Origin of the sequence: Bordetella genomosp. 2 (genome assembly GCF_002261345.1) — a bacterium.
Classification (GTDB): Bacteria; Pseudomonadota; Gammaproteobacteria; order Burkholderiales; family Burkholderiaceae_B; genus Bordetella_A.
Genome location: NZ_NEVT01000007.1, coordinates 275,353 through 296,193, shown reverse-complemented (window position 1 = coordinate 296,193; position 20,841 = coordinate 275,353). Strand labels below are relative to the sequence as shown.

Genomic DNA, 20,841 nt, shown 5'->3' with positions numbered 1-20,841 from the left:
AACAGCGCCGTATGCAACGGCCATACGCCACGACCACGAGGAGACCCCCATGCGCCGCTTTCTATTTCTGCTGGCCAGTTTAACGGCTTTCGCCGCGCCCGCCGCCGCGGCGGATTTTCCCGCCAGGCCCGTGACCATCGTCGTGCCATATTCGCCCGGCGGCCTGACCGACAACATCGCGCGCCTGTATGCCGATGCGCTGGGCCAGCGCTGGGGCCAGCCCGTGGTGGTGGAGAACAAGCCGGGTGGCGGCGCCTCCATCGGCGCGGCCGCTGTGGCCCGCGCGCCGGCCGACGGCTATACCCTGTTGGTGGGCAGCGTCGGCATGGTGACCAACCCGTACATGCTGAAGCAGATGCCTTATGAGCCGGCCAGCCTGGCGCCGCTGGCGCGCGTGGCGCTGGCGCCGAACGTGTTGTACGTGCATCCCTCGGTGCCGGCCCGCAATGTCGGCGAGCTGGTCGACTTCGCCCGCGCGCATCCGGGCAGGCTCAGTTTTGCCTCGTCCGGTGTGGGCTCCAGCCCGCACCTGGCGGCGGAGCTGTTCGCCGCCAAGGCGGGCATAGAAGTCATCCAGGTGCCCTATAAGGGCACGGGAGCCGCCATGACAGACTTCCTGGGCGGCCAGGTCAACGCCTATTTCGACACCATGCAGTCGATGCCCTACGCGCGCGAGGGCAAGATCCGCGCGCTGGCGGTGGCGACCCCGCAGCGGCTGGACGACCTGCCGGGCCTGCCCACGGTAAATGAGAGCGGCCGTGTCGCCGATGTCGTATCCAGCAGCTGGTTCGGGTTCTACCTGCCGGCCGCGACGCCGGGCGATCTGCGGGCGCGGCTGGCCGAGGCCATCCTGGCGGTGAGCGAGACGGCCGCGGTAAAGGACAAGATCAAGGGGCTGGGGTTGATTGGCGCGCCGCAGGGTCCGGCGGCCTTCGCGCAGTTCAACCGCGAAGAGGAAGCCCGCTGGCGCGAGATCATCGAACGGCAGCGCATCGGCGCCGACTGACTCATTCCGTTCATGCCTCCGGCCGGCGGGAGCGGCAACCGGGACGTGTACAATCCCGGCCTTCATCCCGTCATTTCGCCCGCGCCTACCCATGTGACATCAGCCGAATCTTCCTCCTGAACTCCTCGGACGAAGATTCGCGGGTGGGCGCGCTGTCGCGCGCCGCGCTTGCATGCGGTGCCGGGCGCCGGCCGACCGGCCGCGCCCGCAATGCGCGCGAAACTTCCCCGATGGTCTCCGCTGTCTTGCAGCACCATCCTCGCTTGAATCCTCCATGACGTTTTCCACATTGCGCCGGGACTGGCTCGGCAATGTCCGCGGCGACCTGCTGGCCGGCATCGTCGTCGCGCTCGCCCTCATTCCCGAGGCCCTGGCGTTTTCCATCATCGCCGGCGTCGATCCCCAGGTGGGCTTGTACGCCGCGTTCAGTATCGCGGTGGTCTGCGCGATCGCCGGCGGGCGGCCGGGCATGATCTCGGCCGCCACCGGCGCCGTGGCGCTGGTGATCGCCTCGCTGGTGCGCGACCATGGCGTGCAGTATGTGTTCGCCACCGCGGTGCTGGCCGGCCTGCTGCAGATCGGCGCCGGGCTGCTGCGGCTGGGCGCGCTGATGCGCTTCGTGTCGCGCTCGGTCATCACCGGCTTCGTCAATGCGCTGGCGATCCTGATCTTCCTGGCCCAGCTGCCCGAGCTGACCGGCGTGCATTGGACGGTCTACGCCATGACGGCGGGCGGGCTGGCCATCATCTATCTGTTCCCGCGCCTGAGCCGCGCCATTCCGTCGCCGCTGGTGTGCATCGTGGTGCTGACCGCCATCGCCATGTGGCTGGAGCTGCCGATCCGTACCGTGGGCGACATGGGCGCCTTCCCCGAGCATCTGCCCGCGTTCGCGCTGCCCGCGGTGCCGCTGGACTGGCAGACCTTGTCGATCATCTTCCCCTATGCCGTGACGGTGGCCGCGGTGGGCCTGCTGGAATCGCTGATGACCGCTTCCATCATCGACGATTTCACCGACACGCCCAGCGACAAGAGCCGCGAATGCAAGGGCCAGGGCCTGGCCAACATCGCGGCCGGCCTGCTCGGCGGCATGCCGGGCTGCGCCATGATCGGCCAGTCCGTCATCAACGTGAAATCCGGCGGGCGCGGCCGCCTGTCCACCTTCACGGCGGGGGTGGTGCTGCTGGTGCTGGTGGTGTTCCTGGGCCCCTGGGTGCGGCAGATTCCCATGGCCGCGCTGGTGGCGGTGATGATCATGGTGTCGATCAGCACTTTCAGCTGGACCTCGCTGCGCAACCTGGCGACTCATCCCAAGAGCTCGTCGGCGGTGATGCTGGCGACCGTGGCGGTCGTGGTGGCGACCCACAACCTGGCGCTCGGCGTGCTGGTGGGGGTGCTGCTGAGCGCGGTGTTCTTTGCCTCCAAGGTGCATATGGTGCTGCGCGTCGAGTCGGCGCTGGCCGAGGGCGGGGCGCTGCGGCGCTATGCGGTGCACGGGCAGGTCTTCTTCGCGTCGTCCGAGGCGATGGTGGCGGCGTTCGATTTCCACGAAGCGGTGCCGGCGGTATGCATCGACCTGGCCCATGCGCATTTCTGGGACATCACGGCGGTCGACGCGCTGGACCGGGTGGTGCACAAGTTCCGGCGCCACGGCGTGGCGGTGGAGGTGACCGGCCTGAACCGCGCCAGCCGCACCATGATCGAACGCTACGGCACTCACGACAAGCCGGGGCGCGCGGCAGCGGCGCCGCACTGACAGGGCGGCGGCCGCGCCCCGCCGCCGTCAGGCGTCGCCGGTGGGCACGATGCCGGCGCCTTCGACCATCAGCATCACGGTCTGGCCGGGCGCGCGTGGGCGGTGGCGGGTGCCCTTGGGCACGACGACGGCCTGGCCGGGCTGCAGGTCGACCGTGCGGTCCTCCAGGTCGATCAGCAGATTGCCGCTGACCACATAGAAGAACTCGTCTTCGGTATCGTGCTTGTGCCAGTGATATTCGCCCTGTACCACGCCCAGGCGGACCACTGAATCGTTGACGCGGCAGAGCGTCTGGTTGTACCAGGGATGGGTATTGGCGGCGACCAGCGCGGGCACGTCGATGCGCTCGCCGGCGCCGTGCAGCACGTCGAGTCGCGTCAGATAGGGAAACGGGGCGGTATTCATGGGAGCTCTCCTGGGCGCCGGCGGAATGCGGCGATGCAGGCAGACTCTATGCCGGCGCGGCGCGCCGGTCTTGAACGCCGGCGTCAATTCCTGGAACGGCAGCGATGCGGCGCGAGCTGGGCGCGATAGGCCGCCGGCGTCGCGCCCATGGCGCGGCGGAACACCCGCGTGAAATGGCTCTGGTCGGCGAAGCCGGCGGCCTGCGCGATGCGCGCCAGCGGTTCGCCCCCGGCGGCCAATTGCCGGCAGGCGAATTCCAGCCGCAGCTGGCGCACGTATTCGCCCACGCTGCAGCCGAAGCGCTTGCGGAATTCGCGCGCCAGGTGGTCGGCGGAGACATGGCTGGCGGCGGCGATCTCGTCCAGCGCCAGGCTTTCATGGAAGCGTTCGCGCAGCATGGCTTCGACGCGATCCAGCCATGCGCGGCGCCCGCCGGCGGCGGCGCGCGGGGCGGCCGAGCGCGCGCAGGCGGCCACCAGCTCGAGCACCAGGCCCTCGACCGCCAGGGGCGTGGCCGTATCGGGCTCGCGGCACTCGGCCACCAGCCGGCGCATCAATGACACCGGCGCGCCGGCGGCGAAGTCGCTGGGCGTGCGCAGCACGCCTGCATGGCCGCCCAGCCGTTCCAGCCAGAGGGGCGAGAATTCCACGTGCAATGCCTCGCCGCCGCCGCCGTACCAGCGGTTGGCGTGCGGCACGCCGGCCGGGAACAGGGTCAGCGCCATGGGCCGGTCGGCGCCGGCGCGCGCCGGCCATGAACGGGTGCCGCGTCCGTTCAGCACGAAGCAGAAGAACGGGTTCAAGTGTTCGTGCTGCGGAATGACGAGATCGGCGGCGAAGCGCGTTTCGGCGATGGCGATGCCGTCGTCGTGGTAGCGCGGCAGGGTGGCGCCGAAATAATCGCCGGGTTCGAGGATTCTGGGCATGGGCGGCTCTGGCGCGCGGTACGCGAGGTTGAGCGGACCTGTCGATGTTACTTGCCGGTGGGCGTACGCCCATAGGCCCGCAGGAAGGTGCCGACCGCCAGCGTGGCCCACTGGTCGAGCTGCGCTTCGGTGGGGCGGGCGTCCGGGTGGGTCAGGTATTCGACGTGGGGCTCGCCGCGCACCATGCTGACGAACAGGCTGGCGGCGGCGTCGCGGCCCGGCTCGGCGAGATCGATCTCGCCCGCCTGCGCGGCGCGCGCCAGGTGTTCGGCGACCATCGTGGTCATGACGTGCGGGCCGGCCAGGTACAAGGTGCGCGCCAGTTGCGGGAAGCGCGGGGCGTCCGCCACGGTGACGCGGAACAGCGCCAGCGCGGCGGGCGACAACACCACTTCCAGGTAGCGCACGGCCAGCGCCTTGAGCGTTTCGGGCAGGGCGCCGGGGCGGAAGTCGATGCGCCGCACGGTGTCCATGAAGGAGGCGCACTCGGCTTCGATGACCGCGATGAACAGGGCTTCCTTGGTGGGGAAGTGGGCATAGACCGTGGATTTCGATACGCCGGCCGCGCGCTGGATCATGTCGGTCGACGCGGCGCTGAAGCCGTGTTCCAGGAAGATCCGGCGCGCGCCCGCCAGGACGGCCCGGGCCTTCTCGCCGAGGGCGGCAGGGGGCTGGTTCATGTCTGTACCTATCGGTTCGATTTTCATTGACATTAGCACAAACTATCCCTAATGTATCGAACCGAACCGTTCGGTATAGTGACAATGAGCCCACTGAACTTCCCCGGAATGAATACCGTGCCGCCGCGCCTGGCCGGCCTTGCGCTGGCGGCGTTGCTGGCCGGCTGCGCTGTCGGGCCGGATTTCGCGCCGCCGCCGGACGGCCTGGCGCATGTCGTGCTGGCGCCGCGCCAGCCGCCGGCCGACGCGGCGGCGCTGCACGCGGGCGAAGTACCGCAGCAGTGGTGGCGGCTGTTCGGCGACCCGGTGCTGGACCAGCTGCAGGCGCGCGTGGCGGCCGGCAACCTCGACCTGCAGGCGGGCGCCAGCCGTGTCGCGCAAAGCCGGGCGCGCGCCGGCGTTGCGGCGGCTGCCGCCTGGCCGCGGCTGGCGATGAGCGGCAGCGTGTCGCGCGAAGCCGTCAGCGAGCATGGCAAGTTCGTGGCCATGGGCGCCAGCACCGACCCGTTCGACTATTGGCGGGCGGGGTTCGATGCGAGCTGGGAACTGGATCTGTGGGGCCGTGCGCGGCGCCTGCGCGAGGGCGCCGGCGCGGCGGCGCGCGCCAGCGCGTACGAGCGCGAAGCGCTGCGCGTGGCGCTGGCGGCGGAAACGGCGGCCGGCTATTTCCGGCTGCGCGGCGCCCAGGCCGCGCTGGCCACCGCGCGCGAGCTGCATGACGCGGCCGCGCGCCATTGGACCCTGCTGCGCAGCCGCCGCGACCATGGCGCCGCGACCCAGCAGGAGCTCGCCGCGGCGCGGTCGCGGCTGGACGGCCTGCAGGCGCGCATCGCCGAACTCGAGCAGCGCCGCGACGCGTTGCTCAATGCGCTGGCCCTGCTGACCGGCGCGGCGCCGCGCGCACTGGATGCCGAACTGGCGCGCGCGGCGCCGCAGCCGCCGGCGCCGCCCGTCCTGCCGGTCGGCCTGCCGTCGGAGCTGGCGCAGCGGCGTCCCGACATCCGCCAGGCGGAGGCCCGCCTGCATGCGGCTACCGCCGCCATCGGCGTGGCCAAGGCCGATTTCTATCCGCGCATCGACTTGATCGGCCGCTTCGGCAGCGAGGCTTTCGACGGCGAGGACCTGGGCGACTGGGCGTCGCGGCAGTTCTTCCTGGGGCCGGCGATCTACTTGCCGATCTTCGAGGGCGGGCGGCTCAAGGCCCGGCTGGCGCTCACCGAGGCGCGCCAGCAGGAAGCCGCCGTTGCCTACCGCAGCACCGTGTTGCGGGCCTGGCACGAGATCGACGACGCCCTCAATGCCTGGGCCGCGCAGCAGCGCCGCCAGCGCGCGCTGGTGGATGCCCATGCGCAGCAGCAGCAGGCGCTGCGGCATGTCGCCGGCGCCTACCGCGCCGGGGCCGCCGACCGGCTGGCCGTGACCGAGGCCGAGCAGGCGCTGCTGACGGCGCGGCTGGCCCTGGATGCCGGCCATGCCGACGCGGCCCTGGCCGTGGTGGCCTTGTACAAGGCGCTGGGCGGCGGCTGGCAACCGCCTGCGCAGGCCGCGCCGCGCATGGCGCGCGGGGCTTCTTCTAGCGTGGGCGGGCCGTGATGGACGCCGCCGGTTCGCCCCTGCGCCCGGTCTGCGGACTGCTGGGCATTTTCGTGGCCGCCACGACGGCCAGCCTGGCCAGCCGCATGGGCGCGCTGGCGCTGGCCGACCTGCGCGGCGCCCTGGGGTTCGGTTTCGATGCCGCGTCCTGGCTGGGCACCGCGCATGCGGCCGCCGAGCTGATCGCCATGCCGTTCGCCGCCTGGTTCGCCATCACCGTGTCGGTGCGGCGCTTCGTGTTGTGGGCCATCGGGCTGTCGGGCCTGGCCGCGCTGGCCCTGCCGCTGGCGCGCAGCCTGGAACTGATGCTGGCGCTGCGCGCGCTGCAGGGCCTGGCCGGCGGGGCGCTGATTCCCCTGTTGATGATGGTGGCGCTGAAGTTCCTGCCGCCGCGCGTCAAACTTTACGGGCTGGCGCTGTATTCCCTGACCGCCACATTCGCTTCCACCATCGCGGTCTGGCTGGTCGGCGTATGGACGGACGGCTTCGCCGACTGGCGGCTGGTGTATTGGCAATGTGTGCCGCTGCTGGCGCTGGCGGCGGCGCTGGCTGGCTGGGGCTTGCCGCGCGAGCCGGCGCGCGCCGCCCGCTGGCGCCAGTGCAACTGGCCCGGGCTGGCGTGCGGCGCGGCTGCGCTGGGCCTGCTGGCGGTGGCACTGGACCAGGCGGTCCGCCTCGACACCATCCATTCGCGCCTGGTGGTGTTCTGCGCGTATGCGGGGCTGGTGCTGCTGGCGGCCTACCTGGTCACCGAATGGCGCCATCCGGATCCGTTCCTGAGGCTGCGCATGCTGTCGCGGCGCAACCTGGGGTTGGGCTTCACCATCTTCTTCTGCATGCTGACGCTGGTGTTGTGCGCTTCGCTGCTGCCGCTCGGCTACCTGGCGCGAGTGTGGGGCTACCGCGCGCAGCAGAGCGCGCCCGTCGGCCTGATCATCGCACTGGCCCAACTGGTGCTGGCGCCGGCCGTCGCGGCGTTGTTGTATCGCCGCTGGGTCGATGCGCGGCTGGTCTTCAGCCTGGGCCTGGCGCTGATCGCCTGCGCCTGCTGGCTGAGCGCGCGGCTCGACTCGAGCTGGGTCTGGCAGCAGTTCGCCTGGGTGCAGCTATTGCATGCGGCGGGGCAGCCGATGGCGGTGGTGTCGATGCTGTTCCTGGCCACCAGCGTGGTGCAGCCGTCGGAAGGCCCCTACGTGACGGGCACCATCAATACCCTGCGGGCGCTCGGCACCCTGCTCGGCGGCACGGTGATCGGCCAGGCGCTGGTGGTACGCGAGCGCTGGCATGCCGACGCGCTGCTGGACCGCCTGGGCCGGGTGCAGGGCGCCCTGCCGGACACCGACGGGGTGGCCGCGCTGGCCGGTCCGCTCCGCGAGCAGGCCTTCGTGCTGGCCACGGCCGACGCCTATCGCGCGGCCGGCCTGCTGGCGCTGCTGCTGATCCCGCTGGTGCTGAGCCTGCATCGCCAGGCGCCGCCGGATTCTTCTCAACGACAACACGGATAGATCGCATCATGGCTTTTTCCAGGAACGCCCGTGCCGGCGCGCTGCTGGCGGCCGCGGCCCTGCTGGGCGGCGCTCTGTGGCTCGACCGGCCGGAGAGCGCCGCCGCGCGCCAGGCCACCGACTACGCCTACGTGCACGCCGATTTCACCGTGGTGGCGCCGCGCGTGGCCGGCACGATCAGCCAGGTGCTGGTCGAGGATCACCAGCAAGTCGCGCCGGGCGATCTGCTGGCCACGCTGGATGACCGCGATTTCGCGGCCGCGCTGGCCGGCGCGCGCGCCCGGGTGGACGGCGCGCGCGCCGCCCTCGACGCCCTGCAGGCGGAGCAGGCGCGCCAGCAGGCCGCCATCCGCCAGGCCGCGGCCGCCATCGATGCCGACGACGCCTCGCTGTCGCTGGCGCGCGCCGAGCTGGCGCGCTATCGCAGCCTGGCGGCCGAAGGGTCGGGCACGGTGCAGCAGCGTCAGCAGGCGCAAGCGCGGCTGGATGTGCTGCAGGCCGGGCGCGCCCAGCACCTGGCCGCCCTGGAGGCGGCGCGCCGCCAGGCCGAGGTGCTCGATGCGCGGCTGCGCGGGGCCCGCGCCAGCCTGGCCCAGGCCGAGGCTGCGCATACGGCCGCGCAACTGCAGCTTTCCTATACGCGGATTACGGCGCCGGTGGGTGGCATGGTGGGCCACCGGACACTGCGGGTCGGCGCGCAGGTCCAGCCCGGCAAGCCGCTGCTGGCCATCGTGCCGTTGGAACACGCCTATGTGGAAGCGAATTTCCGCGAGACGCAATTGGCGCGGGTGCGGCCCGGGCAGCGCGTGCGCATGGCGGTCGACGCCTTGCCAGGCGTCGAACTGACGGGCCGCGTCGCCAGCCTGGGGCCGGCCAGCGGCGTCAGCTACGCGCCTATTGCGCCGCATAACGCCACCGGCAATTTCACCAAGATCGTGCAGCGCATTCCGGTGCGCATCGAGTTCGACGCCGGCCAGCCGGCGCTCGCGCGCCTGCGCGTGGGCATGTCGGTGCGGCCCGAGATCGAGACCGGTCCTGGCCTGGATTCCCCATAGCGTGGGCCGGGGCCGGTTCCTCCCGGGGGGCGACCCCCTTGGCCGCCCGCGGGCGGCTTTTTTTCGCGGCGCTGCGCGGCAGGGGCCGGCGGCCGCTGCGCGGAGCCTTCCGCCCGGGGGTCGTGCTATTGCATGCCCGAAGTCGCCAGGATGGTTCCCAGCGTCGTGCCCATGGCCTTCACCATGGGCGCCTTCTCGACGTCGATCCATTCGTCCAGCGCGTGCGCGCGGCCGAACTTGCCCGGCGCCATCCGGCCGACTGTCAGGGCGGGCACGCCCAGGCTCATGGGCAGGTTCGAATCGGTCGAGCTGCGGTTCAGCTCGGGCTCGTATCCGCCCGCCTTGATGGCGGAAATCGCGTATTGCACGATATCGGAATCGACCGGCGTGGTGCCGGCCGGCCGGTCGCCGATGGGATCGAGCTTGAGCTTGATCTCGCCTTCCTTGGTGGAGCGCGCGAAGTTCTCGGTGGCGACTGCCTCCTTGACGATGGTGAGGAAGCGCTGCTCGATGCGCTTGAGCGCCTCGACGTCTTCCGAACGCATGTCGACCTCCATCCAGGCTTCGACCGGAATGGAGTTGACCGAGGTGCCGCCGCCCAGCCGGCCGATGCTGTAGGTGGTCTTGGGCTGCGCCGGCACCGCCATCGTGGAGAACGCCGTGGCGGCCTGGCCCAGCGCATACATGGGGTTGACCAGCCCGAAGGCGCCGAAGCTGTGGCCGCCGGGCCCCTGGAAGGTGGCGCGGTAGCGCTTGGAACCCACGCCGCCGTGCGTGACGCGCGCCACCGAACCCGACTCGACCGAGAAGAACGCCTTGATCCTGCCCTGGTACTGGCCCTTGGTGAACAGGTAGCGCACGCCGCGCAGGTCGCCGGGGCCTTCCTCGCCCACGGTGCCCACGAACAGGATGTTGTCGCGCGTCTGGATGCCGGCGGCGTCCATGGCCCGCACGTAGCCGGCCAGCACCGCCAGGCTCATGGTGTCGTCGCCGATGCCGGGCGCCGCCAGGCGCGTGCCCTGGCGCTTGACCTTGACGTCGGTGCCTTCGGGGAAGACCGTGTCCATGTGAGCCGACACCACCACGACCTTGTCGTCGCCGGTCGTGCCGGGGCGCAGGCCCAGCACGTTGCCTTCCTCGTCGATCGTCACGTCCTTCAGGCCGCTGTCGCGCAGCAACTGGGCGAATGCCTCGGCCCGCCTGGCTTCCTTGAAGGGCGGGGCGGGGATCTCCGTCAGGGCGATGCCGTCGTCGACGATGCGCCCGTGCTGTTCGTCCAGCAGCGCCAGGGCCTTTTTGTAGGCGCCGGAGTCCAGCACCTTGCGCATGGCCTGGTCGTGCGCCGCGCTGGACTCGATTGCTTCCTTGCCGATGACGGGCGCAGCCGCGCACGCCATGGATACCGCCAACACAACTGCCACACGCCGAGCGTCCTGCAACATCGTGGTCTCTCCTCATGGGTTGAAGGCGAGCATCAACACTGAGTCAGTTCGTTTGACTTGTCAATAACCTGGCGGCGGCCCGGCATGCGGCTTGCTGTGACCGCGGCAGGCCGGCGCGGCGCCCGCCTGCCGGCCCGGCATTTTGTAATTTTGGGAGTCGCCATGCCTGTCACCGCAGACCTGCCCGTGATCCTCATCACGGGCGCGTCCGGCAACCTGGGAAGATCGCTGGCCCGCTATCTGGAAGCCGACTACCGCATCGTCGGCCTGGACCGCAAAGGCGCGGACCCGGGGTTCCCGATGTTCGAAGTGGACCTGGCCTCGGACGACTCGGTGCGCCGGGCGCTGCAGGAGGTGCGCCAGGAGTGCGGCGGCCGCCTGGCCGCCGTGATCCACCTGGTGGCGTACTTCGATTCGACCGGCGCCGACAACCCCCTGTACCGCACTGTCAACGTCGACGGCACCGCGCGGCTGCTGCGGATGTTGCGCGACGGCTTCGAAGTGGAGCGCTTCGTGTATGCCAGCACCATGCTGGTCCACGCGCCGGGCAAGCCGGGCGAACTGATCGACGAAAGCCAGCCGTTCGGGCCCGAGTATGTGTACCCGCAATCGAAGCTGCAGGCCGAGGAAGTGCTGCGGCGCGAGCATGGCGACATGCCCTACGCCATCCTGAGGCTGGCCGGGGTCTACGATGAACAATCCGTCGTGCCGACGCTGGCGCAGCAGATCGCCCGCATTTACGAGCGCGACCTGGAAAGCTACTTCTATTCGGCCTCGAACCAGGTGGGCCAGTCCATGCTGCACCGGGACGACCTGCACGAAGCCGTGCGCCTGACGCTGGCCCGCCGCGCCGACCTGCCGCCGCAGACCGAACTGCTGATCGGCGAGACCGAGGCGCTGGGCTACGACGCGCTGCAGGACGAGATCGGCTACCTGATCCACGGCGCCGAGGACTGGCCCACGCTGCGCGTGCCCAAGGCGGTGGCCGCCACCGGCACCTGGATGCGCGAAAAACTCGAGCCGCTGGTGCCCGATGCGCTGGACCAGGGCGAGAAGCCGTTCATCAAGCCCTACATGGTGGCCATGTCCGACGCGCACTACGCCCTCGACACCGCGCGCGCCGAGGAGCTGCTGGGCTGGCGGCCGCGCCACCGGCTCAAGCGCACCTTGCCCGCGATCATCGCCAACCTGAAGCGCGACCCGCTGGGCTGGTACCGCGCGCAGGGCATGACGCCGCCGCAATTCCTGCGCGAAAGCGCCGGGCAGGTGGACGACCCCGAGCAGTTCCGCGCCCGCCACGTCGCGCAGTATCGCGCCGAGCACGCCCAGCACCGCTGGGCGCATTTCGTCAACATCGCCCTGGGCACCTGGCTGCTTTGCCAGCCGCCGCTGGTGGGGCTGACCGAGCCGCTGCTGCGCGGCGCGGAGATCGTGCTGGGCGCGCTGCTGGTGGTGTTCGCCTTCCTGTCGCTGGGCTGGCAGATGGCCTTCGCGCGCTGGGTTTGCGCCGCGCTGGGCGCGCTGATCATGGCCGCGCCGTTCGTGCTGTGGACCGGCAACGCGGCGGCCTATCTGTCGGACACGCTGGTGGGCGGGCTGGCGTTCGGGTTGGCGGTGGGCCTGAAACCCGAGCCCGGGCCCGCGCCGCTGGCCCGCCTGACCGGCCCCGAGACGCCGCCGGGCTGGACCTACAACCCGTCCGCCTGGACCCAGCGCGTGCCCATCATCGCGCTGGCGCTGGTGGGCCTGTATGTGTCGCGCTACCTGGCCGCCTACCAGATGGAGCAGATCGGCCATGTGTGGGAGCCGTTCTTCGCCGGCAGCCCGGCCGACCCGCGCAACGGCACGGAAGAGATCATCACCTCGAGCGTGTCGCGCGCCTGGCCCGTGCCGGACGCGGCGGTGGGCGCCTATACGTACATGCTGGAGATACTCACCGGCGTGGTCGGCTCGCGCGCGCGCTGGCGCACCATGCCCTGGCTGGTGGTGATCTTCGGCCTGATGATCGCGCCCCTGGGCATCGTCTCCATTACGTTCGTCATCATCCAGCCGATCGTGATCGGAACCTGGAGCACGCTGGCGCTGGTCGGCGCGGCGGCGATGCTGGTGCAGATCCCGTATTCGCTGGACGAGCTGCTGGCCACTTGCCAGTTCCTGCAGCGCCGCCGCAAGGCCGGCAAGAGCCTGCTGCGGGTGTTCCTGTTCGGCGATACCGACGAGGGGCCGCGCGCCGAGCCGCGCGACGAGTTCGACCGGCGCCCTGGCGCCATCGTGCGCGACATCGTGGCGGGCGGGGTATCGATGCCGCCGTCGCTGTGGCTGGCGGCGGCCATCGGCGCCTGGCTGATGTGCACGCGCCTGACCCTGGGCACCGAGGGCACCATGGCCAATATCGATCACCTGGTGGGCGCGCTGGTGCTGACCGTGATCTCGGTCGCGGCGGCGGAAGTCGCGCGGCTGGCGCGCCTGCTGCTGGTGCCGCTGGGCGTGGGGCTGCTGGTGGCGGCCCCGGTGTACGGGGCCGGCATGTTGCAGATCGGCCTGGACATGGCGGCCGGCCTGGCGCTGATCGGCCTGGCGCTTCCGCGCGGCCGGATCGAGGGCCGCTACGGGCCGTGGGACCGCCTGGTGGTGTAGGCGCGCGCCGGCCGCGCTACGGCGTGGCGGCCGGCGCCAGGTCGGGGATCAGCCGCTTGCCCAGGCTGATCACTTCGTCCTGCGTGAAGGCCAGCTTGCGGTAGAACGCCACCACCGCCTCGTTGCCGCCGCGCACCAGCAGGTTGATCTTGGGGCAGCCCATGGCCAGCAGCTGCCGTTCCACCGCCTGCATCAGCGCGGTGGCGTAGCCGCGCCGCTGGCAGCCCGGCGCCACCGCCAGGTAGTTGACCCAGCCGCGATGGCCGTCGTAGCCCGCCATGACCGCCGCGACCAGGGCGCCGCCGGCCGTGCCGACCAGGAACAGTTCCGGCTGGACGGTGAGCTTGCGGGCGATGTCCTTGTAGGGATCGTTCCAGGGGCGCGTCAGGCCGCAGTCGCGCCATAGCTGTACGACGGCGTCGGCGTCGGCGGGTTGGAATTGCCGGATGGAAAGCGCGGGTGGGTTCATGCTTCGTTCCTCGAGGTCTGGGATACGAAGGCCGGCGGATGCCTCGGGCGGGAAGGGGCGCAACAGCAAAAAGGCCACGAGGTACCGTGGCCTTCGGGACAAACACCGCGGGTGCGGCGTTCGGACAACGCAAAGCCACTCAACGTCGGCGTCGAGTGGTTCGTCGCGCGGGGGCGCGATGCAGGGTATGGGGAGCGTTGTCCATGTGCGTAAGCATACCGGAAGCTTGCTCGACGTCAAAGGAGCGCGGCGGGGGCGGCAGTATCTTGACGTCTACTGTTGTCAACGGCAGCCTTCCATGGCAAAGAAATTCCCCCTGCATCCGCAGCATCCCGAGCGCATTTGCTGGGGCTGCGACAAGTACTGTTCCACCGGCGCGCTGGCCTGCGGCAATGGCTCGAGCCGCACCATGCATCCCGCCGAATTGCTGGGGGACGACTGGTACACGGTGGGCGACTGGGGGCTGGACGCCCCGCCCGCCACCGCCGGCGAGCCGCCCGCCAAGCCGTAGCGGCGCCGCCTGGCACGCGTCGTGCTGACGCGGGGCCATGCCCGCCATCCATCGTTCCCCGTCCGCCACTTCCATGCCGCGGCCGCGCGCTTTCGACAGCACGCGGGAATTTTTTTCGGACCCCTACCGGTACATCGGCGGCCAGTGCCGCGCCCTGAATACGGACGTGTTCCAGGCGCGGCTGCTGCTCGCGCCGACGATCTTCCTGTCGGGGCCGCGCGCGGCGCAACTCTTCTATGACGGCGAGCGCTTCCAGCGCCGCGGCGCGGCGCCGGAGCCCCTGCAGGCCACGCTGTTCGGCAAGCGGGCGGTGCAGTCGCTGGATGGGCCGGACCATTGGCGCCGCAAGGCGCTGTTCCTGGACACCCTGGCCCCTCCGGCGGTGGCGGCGCTGGCGGGCCATGTCGGGCGCCACTGGGAGACGGCCCTGGCGCGCTGGCCGCGCGACGGCGTGGCGCTCTATGGCGCGGCGCAGGATGTCCTGGCGCGCGCGGTGTGCGAGTGGGCGGGGGTGTCCCTGCCGGAGGCCGAGGCGCCGGCGCGCACCCGGCAGTTGGTGGCGCTGTTCGACGACGCGGCGCGCGGGCTGCTGGCGCATGGACGGGCGCGCTGGTCGCGCCTGCGCCTGCAGGCATGGCTGGCGGGCCAGGTCGAGCGGGCGCGGCGCCAGGGCGGGGCGCTCGCCGGCGATTCTCCGTTGCAGCAGGTGGCGGCGTTCCGTGATGTGGTGGGCAGGCCGCTGGACGCGCGGCTGGCCGCCACGGAGTTGTTGAATGTGCTGCGGCCGGTGGTGGCGGTGTCGGTGTATATCGTGTTCTGCCTGCATGCGGCGCAGGCGCATCCGGAAGTCCTGCGCTCGCGGCGCGATGAGCCGGGCGGCGTGGGGATGGATTTCCTGAACGAGGTGCGCCGCTATTACCCGTTTTTTCCGGCGGTGATGGCCACGGTGCGCGATTTCGAATGGAACGGCTACCGGTTTCCGAAGGGGCGGCGCGCGGTGCTGGACCTGTACGGCACCAACCATGACCCGCGCGCCTGGAACGACCCCGACCGGTTCGACCCGGGCCGCTTCCGCGCGCGCATGCCGACGGCTTTCGAGTTCATTCCGCAGGGCGGGGCGGATGCGGCGCGCGGGCATCGCTGCCCCGGCGAGGACGCTGCGCTGGCCATCATGAAGGTGTCGCTGGATTTCCTGCTGGGGCGTACGCAATGCGTGACTGCCGGGGGGGATATGGCGCTGGATTATGCGCGGTTGCCGGCGTTGCCGCGGAGTGAGTTGGTGGTGCGGGCGGCGGTGTTGTAGGTCTTGGCGGGGTGGGTTCGCTTCGTAGGGCGTCCAGGGCGGGGCTGGGGAGTGCGGGCCGGCCACGTCGCTCGGCTCGGGCGCGCCCCCAGGCGCCCTCGGCCCCCTGCGGGGGCTGCCCTCGCTCCAACTGGCCGTCCCGCACTCCCCAGCCCCGCCCTGGACTCACACCAACCGCACGCGCCGGTCCACTAATCACTGGGTGGGGCATGGGGGGGCAGACATCGACGTGAGGGCGCCGTGGTTTGGATGCACGCAGGTGTCAGACACCCCTGTGCACCGTCTTGCGTGTCGAGACGGCGTGCATGGGGTGTCTGACACCAACACGAGACACCATGCCCTGGCACTGACATGCCGACATGAGGCCTCGGGTGCCTCGACCCGAGATGCTGTGAGCCCGCGCCTGCCGGTGGGGCCTGGGCGGCCAGTTGGAGCGAGGGCAGCCCCCGCAGGGGGCCGAGGGCGCCTGGTGGCGCGCCCGAGCCGAGCGACGTGGCCGACCAGGCCCCACCGGCAGGCGCGGGCGGCCCACGAACCCGGGCCGTTCAACCGCACCGGCAGGCGCGGCGCACGCCCCCCACCAAGAGCCTCGTCACCCCCCGTCGCAATAGCTCACCACTGAAACCCCCAATTACGCACCCACGACACAAGCATCGAGTATCGTGATACCGCCGCGCACAGGCGCGGCGCGACCCTGGAGATCCGTCATGCCAGCCACCGTCCCGCCGACCGGCGCGTTGCCCGCCGTCACCCCGTTCCTGATGTTCGAAGGCCAGGCCGAAGAGGCCGTCAATTGGTACATGTCGCTGTTCCCCGGCTCGGCCATGCGCCACATCCAGCGTTACGGGCCGGAAGGTCCCGGCCGCGAGGGTTCGATCGTGCAGGCGCGCTTCGAGTTGAACGGCCGCGAATTCATGTGCATCGACAGCCCCGCCAAGCATGCCTTCGGCTTCACGCCCGCCATCTCCCTGTTCGTCGACTGCGAATCGGCCGCCGAAGTCGACCGCCTCTATGCCGCCTTCTCCGAGGGCGGCACCGTGCTGATGCCGCTCGACGCCTACCCGTTCAGCCCGCGCTTTGCCTGGGTGCAGGACAAATACGGCGTGTCCTGGCAACTGCACCAGCCCCCCGCCGCATAACGCCGGCCGTCTGTCTCTATACTGGGCCTTTCCACGCGCCACGAGGCCCGCCATGACATCCTCCGCTGCCCGCCCGTCCTCCGATATCGTGTCCCTGGATGCAACGGCGCTGTCCGCCGCCATCCACGGCCGGCAGGTGTCGTGCGTGGAAGTGCTGGACGCGTACCTGGGCCAGATCGACCGCTGCAATCCCACCGTCAATGCCATCGTCGCGCCGCAGGACCGCGAGGCGCTGCGTGCGCAGGCCGCCGAGCGCGACGCGCTGCTGGCGCGCGGCACCAGCCTGGGCCCCCTGCATGGCTTTCCCCAGGCGCCCAAGGACATCATGCCGGTGCGCGGCATGGTCACCACCAAGGGGTCGCCGATCTACGCCGGGCAGGTGACGGACGCCGACGCCATCGTGTACGAACGCATGCGCGCCGGCGGCGCGCTGTTCGTGGGCCGCACCAACAGCCCCGAATTCGGCCTGGGCGGGCACACCTACAACCCGGTGTACGGCATCACCCGCAACGCCTTCGACCCGGCCCGTTCGGCCGGCGGCAGCAGCGGCGGCGCGGGCGTGGCGGTGGCGCTGCGCATGCTGCCGGTGGCCGACGGCTCGGACATGATGGGGTCGCTGCGCACGCCGGCGGCATTCAACAACGTATACGGCCTGCGCACCACGCCGGGCGTGGTGCCGCACGGCCCCACCGAAGAAGTGCATTTCCAGCAATTCAGCGTCAGCGGCCCCATGGCGCGCAACGTGCCGGACCTGGCGCTGCTGTTGTCGGTGCAGGCCGGGTTCGACGCGCGCCTGCCGCTGACGCACCGCCGCGACGACCCGCGCGCCTATGCCACCGCGCTCGAGCGCGATTGCACCGGCCTGCGCGTGGGCTGGCTGGGCGACCTGGGCGGCTACTTGCCGACCGAACCCGGTGTGCTGCAGGTGTGCGAAAACGCCTTGCGGCACTTCGAGACCATCGGCTGCCAGGTCGAGCCCGTCGTGCCCGCATTCGAGCTGGCGCGGCTGTGGCAGGCCTGGCTGGACCTGCGCAGCTTCACGTTCGCCGGCTCCAACGCGCCGCTCTACCACGACGCGGCCAAGCGGGCGCTGCTCAAGCCGGAAGCGGTCTGGGAGATCGAGCGCGGGCTGCGGCTGTCCGGGCAGGACGTCTACCAGGCGGCGCTGGTGCGCTCGTCCTGGTATGCGGCGCTGCGCGGCTTGTTCGAGCAGTTCGACTTCCTGGTGCTGCCGGCCGCCCAGGTGTTTCCCTTCGCGGCCGAGCTGGACTGGCCGGCCGAAGTGGGCGGGCGCGCCATGGATACTTATCACCGCTGGATGGAAGCCGTGGTGCCCGCCACCATGGCGGGCATGCCGGCGCTGGCGGCGCCGGCGGGTTTCGGCCCGGGCGGCTTGCCGGCCGGCATCCAGATCATCGGGCCGGCCCAGCACGACCTGGAAGTGCTACAGGTCGGCCTGGCCTATGACCGCGCCAGCGGGTTCAGCCGGCTGCGCAGTCCGCTGCTGGGCTGACGCGCCGCGCGGCGCTCAGCCCAGGCGCCGCCGCAGGGCCTCGAAGAACAGCGTGGACTGCAGCCGCTCGGACTGAATCTGCGCCGCCACCTTGGCGGCCATCCCGGCCGTGGAGGGCGCCAGCGGCCGTCCGCTGGACTGCGCCAGCACCTGCGCCGCACAGGCGCGCTCCAGGAAATACAGGTCGTCGTAGGCGTAGTCGATGCGCTCGGCGCATACCACCACGCCGTGGTTGCCCAGGAACGCGATGTCGGCAGCGCCCATGGCGCGCGCGATGCGTTCGCCCTCGCTGCTGTCCAGCGCCAGGCCGTTGTAGTGTTCGTCGATGGCCAGCCGGCCGTGGAAGCGCATGGCGTTCTGCGACAGGGTCGTGTCGAGCGCGCGTGCGTCGGTCAGCGTGAGCGCCGTGGCATAAGGCATGTGAGTGTGCAGCACGCAATGCTTGCCGGCGATGCGGTGGATGGCCGCGTGGATGAACATGGCCGTGGGTTCGACCTCGTGGCGGCCGGCCAGCTTGTTGCCCAGGGCGTCCACCAGCACGACGTCGTCGGGGCCGACCTCGTCCCACATCAGGCCGCGCGGATTGAGCAGGAACAGGCCTTCCTGGCCGGGCAGGGCGACGCTGAAGTGGTTGCAGACGCCTTCGCCCAGGCCGTGCAGGGCGGCCGCGCGCAGCGCCAGCGACAGGTCGGCGCGCAGGGCGGCCACGGCGGGCGAATGGAAGATCTCGTTCATGGTGCGGGACGGGCAGGGACCGGGAGCAGCAAGTCTAGCAAGTTCCGGCCGGCGCGGCCCGCGGCGGGCGGCCGCGTTTTTATATCTTCTTTACACCCGGCCGGCCAAGCTTTACCCCGTTTTTATCCCCGTCTCCTTAATCTGCCTGGCATGCGCCGCCACGGCTTCGGGTTGCCGCGCGCGGCGGTCATTCCGGGAGAAAAAACGTGGATCTCGTCTACCTCGCCGCCTTCGCGGCCATGGCCGCCCTGGCGGCGGCCCTGCTGCAGTTCTGCGGCTCGCTGAAACAAGGAGAGCGCGCATGATCGGCTTCTATTGGCTGGCCGGCGCGCTGGCCGCCTTTCTGTTCGCGTACCTGCTGGTCGCGCTGTTCAAGCCGGAGAAGTTCTGATGGACGGGCAATTCGCAGGCCTGCTGGCGCTTTATCTGGCCATCCTGCTGGCCATCGCGCCGCTGCTGGGCTGCTACATCCGCCTCGCCATGCAGGGCGGCAGCCGCGCCACCGCGTGGGGGCGGCCCATCGAACGGGGCATCTACCGGCTGGCGGGCGTCGAGCCGGCGGCCGAGATGGGCTGGAAGCAGTATGCCTGGGCCGTGCTGCTGTTCAACGTGCTGGGCGTGCTGGCGGTGTACGCGCTGCAGCGCGCGCAGGGGGCGTTGCCCCTCAACCCGGCCGGCCTGGGGCCGGTGGCGCCCGACTCGGCGTTCAATACCGCGATCAGCTTCGTCACCAACACCAACTGGCAGGGCTATGCGGGCGAAAGCACCATGAGCCTGCTGACCCAGATGCTGGCGCTGACCGTGCAGAATTTCGTGTCGGCGGCTACCGGCATCGCGGTGCTGTTCGCGCTGATCCGCGGCCTGGCGCGCCACGGCAGCGCCACCGTGGGCAACTTCTGGGTCGATATGGTGCGCAGCACGCTGTACGTGCTGCTGCCCCTGGCGTTCGTGCTGGCGCTGGCGCTGGTCAGCCAGGGCGTGGTCCAGAATTTCGATGCCTATCGCGACGTGGCCACGCTCGACTCCGCCACTGCGCAGCCGGCGGCTGCGCAGCAAAGCGGGGCGGGCGGCGTGCAGCGCATCGCCATGGGCCCGGTGGCGTCCCAGGAAGCCATCAAGCTGCTGGGCACCAACGGCGGCGGGTTCTTCAACGCCAATTCCGCCCATCCTTACGAGAACCCGACCGCGCTGAGCAACCTGCTGGAGATGCTGGCCATTTTCGCCATTCCGGCCGCGCTGTGCTTCAGCTTCGGCGAGATGGTGGGCGGGCGGCGCCAGGGCGTGGCCATCCTGGCGGCCATGACCCTGTTGTTCGCGCTGTTCGCCGCCACCGCCGCCTATTTCGAGCACCAGCCCAACCCCATGGTGGCGCAGCCCGGCGTCGACACGGCCGCGAGCGCGCTGGCGCCGGGCGGCAACATGGAAGGCAAGGAAACCCGCTTCGGCGTCGCCGCCACCGCGCTGTTCGCCGCCATCACCACCGCCGCCTCGTGCGGGGCGGTCAACGGTATGCACGACTCGTTCAACGCCATGGGCGGCTTCGCGCCGCTGCTGCTGATGCAGTTGGGCGAGGTGGTGTTCGGCGGGGTGGGGTCGGGGCTGTACGGCATGCTGGCGTTCGCCATGCTGGCCGTGTTCATCGCCGGACTGATGATCGGCCGCACGCCGGAGTACCTGGGCAAGAAGATCGAGGCCCATGAAATGAAGATGGTGTCCATCGTCATCCTGGCCACGCCATTGCTGGTGCTGCTGGGCACCGCGCTGGCGGTGTCGGCGCCGGCCGGGCAGGCCGGCGTGCTCAATCCGGGCGCACACGGCTATTCCGAGATCCTCTATGCGCTGTCCTCGGCCGCCAATAACAACGGCAGCGCCTTCGCCGGGTTGTCGGCCAACACGCCGTTCTACAACGTGCTGACCGGGCTGGCCATGTGGTTCGGCCGCTTCTGGGTGATCGTGGCGATCCTGTCGCTGGCCGGTTCGCTGGCCGCCAAGCGCCGCCTGCCGGCCGGCCCCGGCTCCATGCCGACCAACGGGCCGCTGTTCGTCGCCCTGCTCATGGGCGCGGTGCTGCTGGTGGGCGCCCTGACCTATGTGCCGGCCCTGGCGCTGGGCCCCGTGGCCGAGCATTTGCAACCCTGAAATGAACGAGAAAGAGCAAACCATGTCCAA

18 protein-coding genes are annotated in these 20,841 nt (G+C 70.7%); 12 read left to right on the top strand and 6 right to left on the bottom strand.

Annotated elements, in window-relative coordinates:
- The first annotated feature begins 49 nt into the window (after positions 1-49).
- Positions 50-1,006 (top strand): Bug family tripartite tricarboxylate transporter substrate binding protein, encoded by a 957-nt coding sequence (locus CAL24_RS18135; protein ID WP_094807473.1) that lies wholly within the window; start codon positions 50-52, stop codon positions 1,004-1,006.
- Positions 1,007-1,280: 274 nt separating this feature from the next.
- Complete coding sequence (locus CAL24_RS18130) at positions 1,281-2,759, top strand: SulP family inorganic anion transporter (RefSeq protein WP_028352447.1); 1,479 nt, start codon at positions 1,281-1,283, stop codon at positions 2,757-2,759.
- Positions 2,760-2,786: 27 nt separating this feature from the next.
- On the opposite strand, the gene CAL24_RS18125 is transcribed toward CAL24_RS18130, so the two are convergent.
- From CAL24_RS18125 to CAL24_RS18115, 3 genes are all read right to left on the bottom strand, one after another.
- Positions 2,787-3,164 (bottom strand): cupin domain-containing protein, encoded by a 378-nt coding sequence (locus CAL24_RS18125; RefSeq protein ID WP_094807472.1) that lies wholly within the window; start codon positions 3,162-3,164, stop codon positions 2,787-2,789.
- A gap of 83 nt (positions 3,165-3,247) precedes the next feature.
- Positions 3,248-4,090 carry a helix-turn-helix transcriptional regulator gene (locus tag CAL24_RS18120; protein WP_028352445.1) on the bottom strand — a complete coding sequence of 281 codons (843 nt, stop codon included), beginning with the start codon at positions 4,088-4,090 and terminating at the stop codon, positions 3,248-3,250.
- A 47-nt stretch (positions 4,091-4,137) separates the two neighbouring features.
- Positions 4,138-4,770 (bottom strand): TetR/AcrR family transcriptional regulator, encoded by a 633-nt coding sequence (locus CAL24_RS18115; RefSeq protein WP_094807471.1) that lies wholly within the window; start codon positions 4,768-4,770, stop codon positions 4,138-4,140.
- An 84-nt stretch (positions 4,771-4,854) separates the two neighbouring features.
- Here CAL24_RS18115 and CAL24_RS18110 point away from each other — a divergent pair, with 84 nt between their 5' ends.
- Genes CAL24_RS18110 through CAL24_RS18100 form a run of 3 tightly spaced genes read left to right on the top strand, consistent with a single transcriptional unit; the run spans position 4,855 to position 8,923 of the window.
- The gene (locus tag CAL24_RS18110; RefSeq protein WP_249278575.1) at positions 4,855-6,363 is read left to right on the top strand and encodes an efflux transporter outer membrane subunit; all 1,509 of its coding nucleotides are present in this window, start codon (positions 4,855-4,857) and stop codon (positions 6,361-6,363) included.
- Positions 6,363-7,868, top strand: coding sequence for an MFS transporter (locus CAL24_RS18105; RefSeq protein ID WP_094807469.1), 1,506 nt, complete (start codon positions 6,363-6,365; stop codon positions 7,866-7,868). Before CAL24_RS18110 ends, CAL24_RS18105 begins: the two co-directional genes overlap by 1 nt.
- An 8-nt stretch (positions 7,869-7,876) precedes the next feature.
- Positions 7,877-8,923, top strand: coding sequence for an HlyD family secretion protein (locus tag CAL24_RS18100; RefSeq protein WP_094807468.1), 1,047 nt, complete (start codon positions 7,877-7,879; stop codon positions 8,921-8,923).
- A gap of 125 nt (positions 8,924-9,048) precedes the next feature.
- Here the strand turns inward: CAL24_RS18100 and CAL24_RS18095 are convergent, their stop codons facing one another.
- A complete protein-coding gene (locus tag CAL24_RS18095) occupies positions 9,049-10,320 on the bottom strand; it encodes a M20/M25/M40 family metallo-hydrolase (protein ID WP_051439257.1) in 1,272 nt (423 codons plus the stop codon).
- A 207-nt stretch (positions 10,321-10,527) separates the two neighbouring features.
- Between CAL24_RS18095 and CAL24_RS18090 the strand changes: the two genes are divergently transcribed.
- Entirely contained in the window at positions 10,528-13,002 is a 2,475-nt protein-coding gene (locus CAL24_RS18090) for an NAD-dependent epimerase/dehydratase family protein (RefSeq protein WP_094807467.1), read from the top strand.
- Between the two features lie 16 nt (positions 13,003-13,018).
- Here the strand turns inward: CAL24_RS18090 and CAL24_RS18085 are convergent, their stop codons facing one another.
- Positions 13,019-13,471, bottom strand: coding sequence for a GNAT family acetyltransferase (locus CAL24_RS18085; protein WP_094807466.1), 453 nt, complete (start codon positions 13,469-13,471; stop codon positions 13,019-13,021).
- A gap of 298 nt (positions 13,472-13,769) precedes the next feature.
- Between CAL24_RS18085 and CAL24_RS18080 the strand changes: the two genes are divergently transcribed.
- The 4 genes from CAL24_RS18080 to CAL24_RS18065 all read left to right on the top strand — a co-directional run bounded on the left by CAL24_RS18080 (position 13,770) and on the right by CAL24_RS18065 (position 17,937).
- Entirely contained in the window at positions 13,770-13,982 is a 213-nt protein-coding gene (locus tag CAL24_RS18080; protein ID WP_028352438.1) for a DUF3079 domain-containing protein, read from the top strand.
- Positions 13,983-14,019: 37 nt separating this feature from the next.
- Complete coding sequence (locus CAL24_RS18075) at positions 14,020-15,285, top strand: cytochrome P450 (protein ID WP_249278574.1); 1,266 nt, start codon at positions 14,020-14,022, stop codon at positions 15,283-15,285.
- A gap of 707 nt (positions 15,286-15,992) precedes the next feature.
- Complete coding sequence (locus CAL24_RS18070) at positions 15,993-16,424, top strand: VOC family protein (protein WP_051439266.1); 432 nt, start codon at positions 15,993-15,995, stop codon at positions 16,422-16,424.
- Between the two features lie 52 nt (positions 16,425-16,476).
- Complete coding sequence (locus CAL24_RS18065; RefSeq protein WP_094807465.1) at positions 16,477-17,937, top strand: amidase; 1,461 nt, start codon at positions 16,477-16,479, stop codon at positions 17,935-17,937.
- A 15-nt stretch (positions 17,938-17,952) separates the two neighbouring features.
- On the opposite strand, the gene CAL24_RS18060 is transcribed toward CAL24_RS18065, so the two are convergent.
- On the bottom strand, positions 17,953-18,672 hold the full coding sequence (locus CAL24_RS18060; RefSeq protein WP_094807464.1) for an aldolase: 720 nt from the start codon (positions 18,670-18,672) through the stop codon (positions 17,953-17,955).
- Between the two features lie 301 nt (positions 18,673-18,973).
- Between CAL24_RS18060 and kdpF the strand changes: the two genes are divergently transcribed.
- Together kdpF and kdpA are read left to right on the top strand one after the other, a co-directional pair.
- Complete coding sequence (gene kdpF / locus CAL24_RS24070) at positions 18,974-19,063, top strand: K(+)-transporting ATPase subunit F (RefSeq protein ID WP_038852987.1); 90 nt, start codon at positions 18,974-18,976, stop codon at positions 19,061-19,063.
- Positions 19,063-20,811 (top strand): potassium-transporting ATPase subunit KdpA, encoded by a 1,749-nt coding sequence (gene kdpA / locus CAL24_RS18050; protein WP_094807462.1) that lies wholly within the window; start codon positions 19,063-19,065, stop codon positions 20,809-20,811. The genes kdpF and kdpA overlap by 1 nt, the downstream gene beginning before the upstream one ends.
- Positions 20,812-20,841 lie beyond the last annotated feature (30 nt).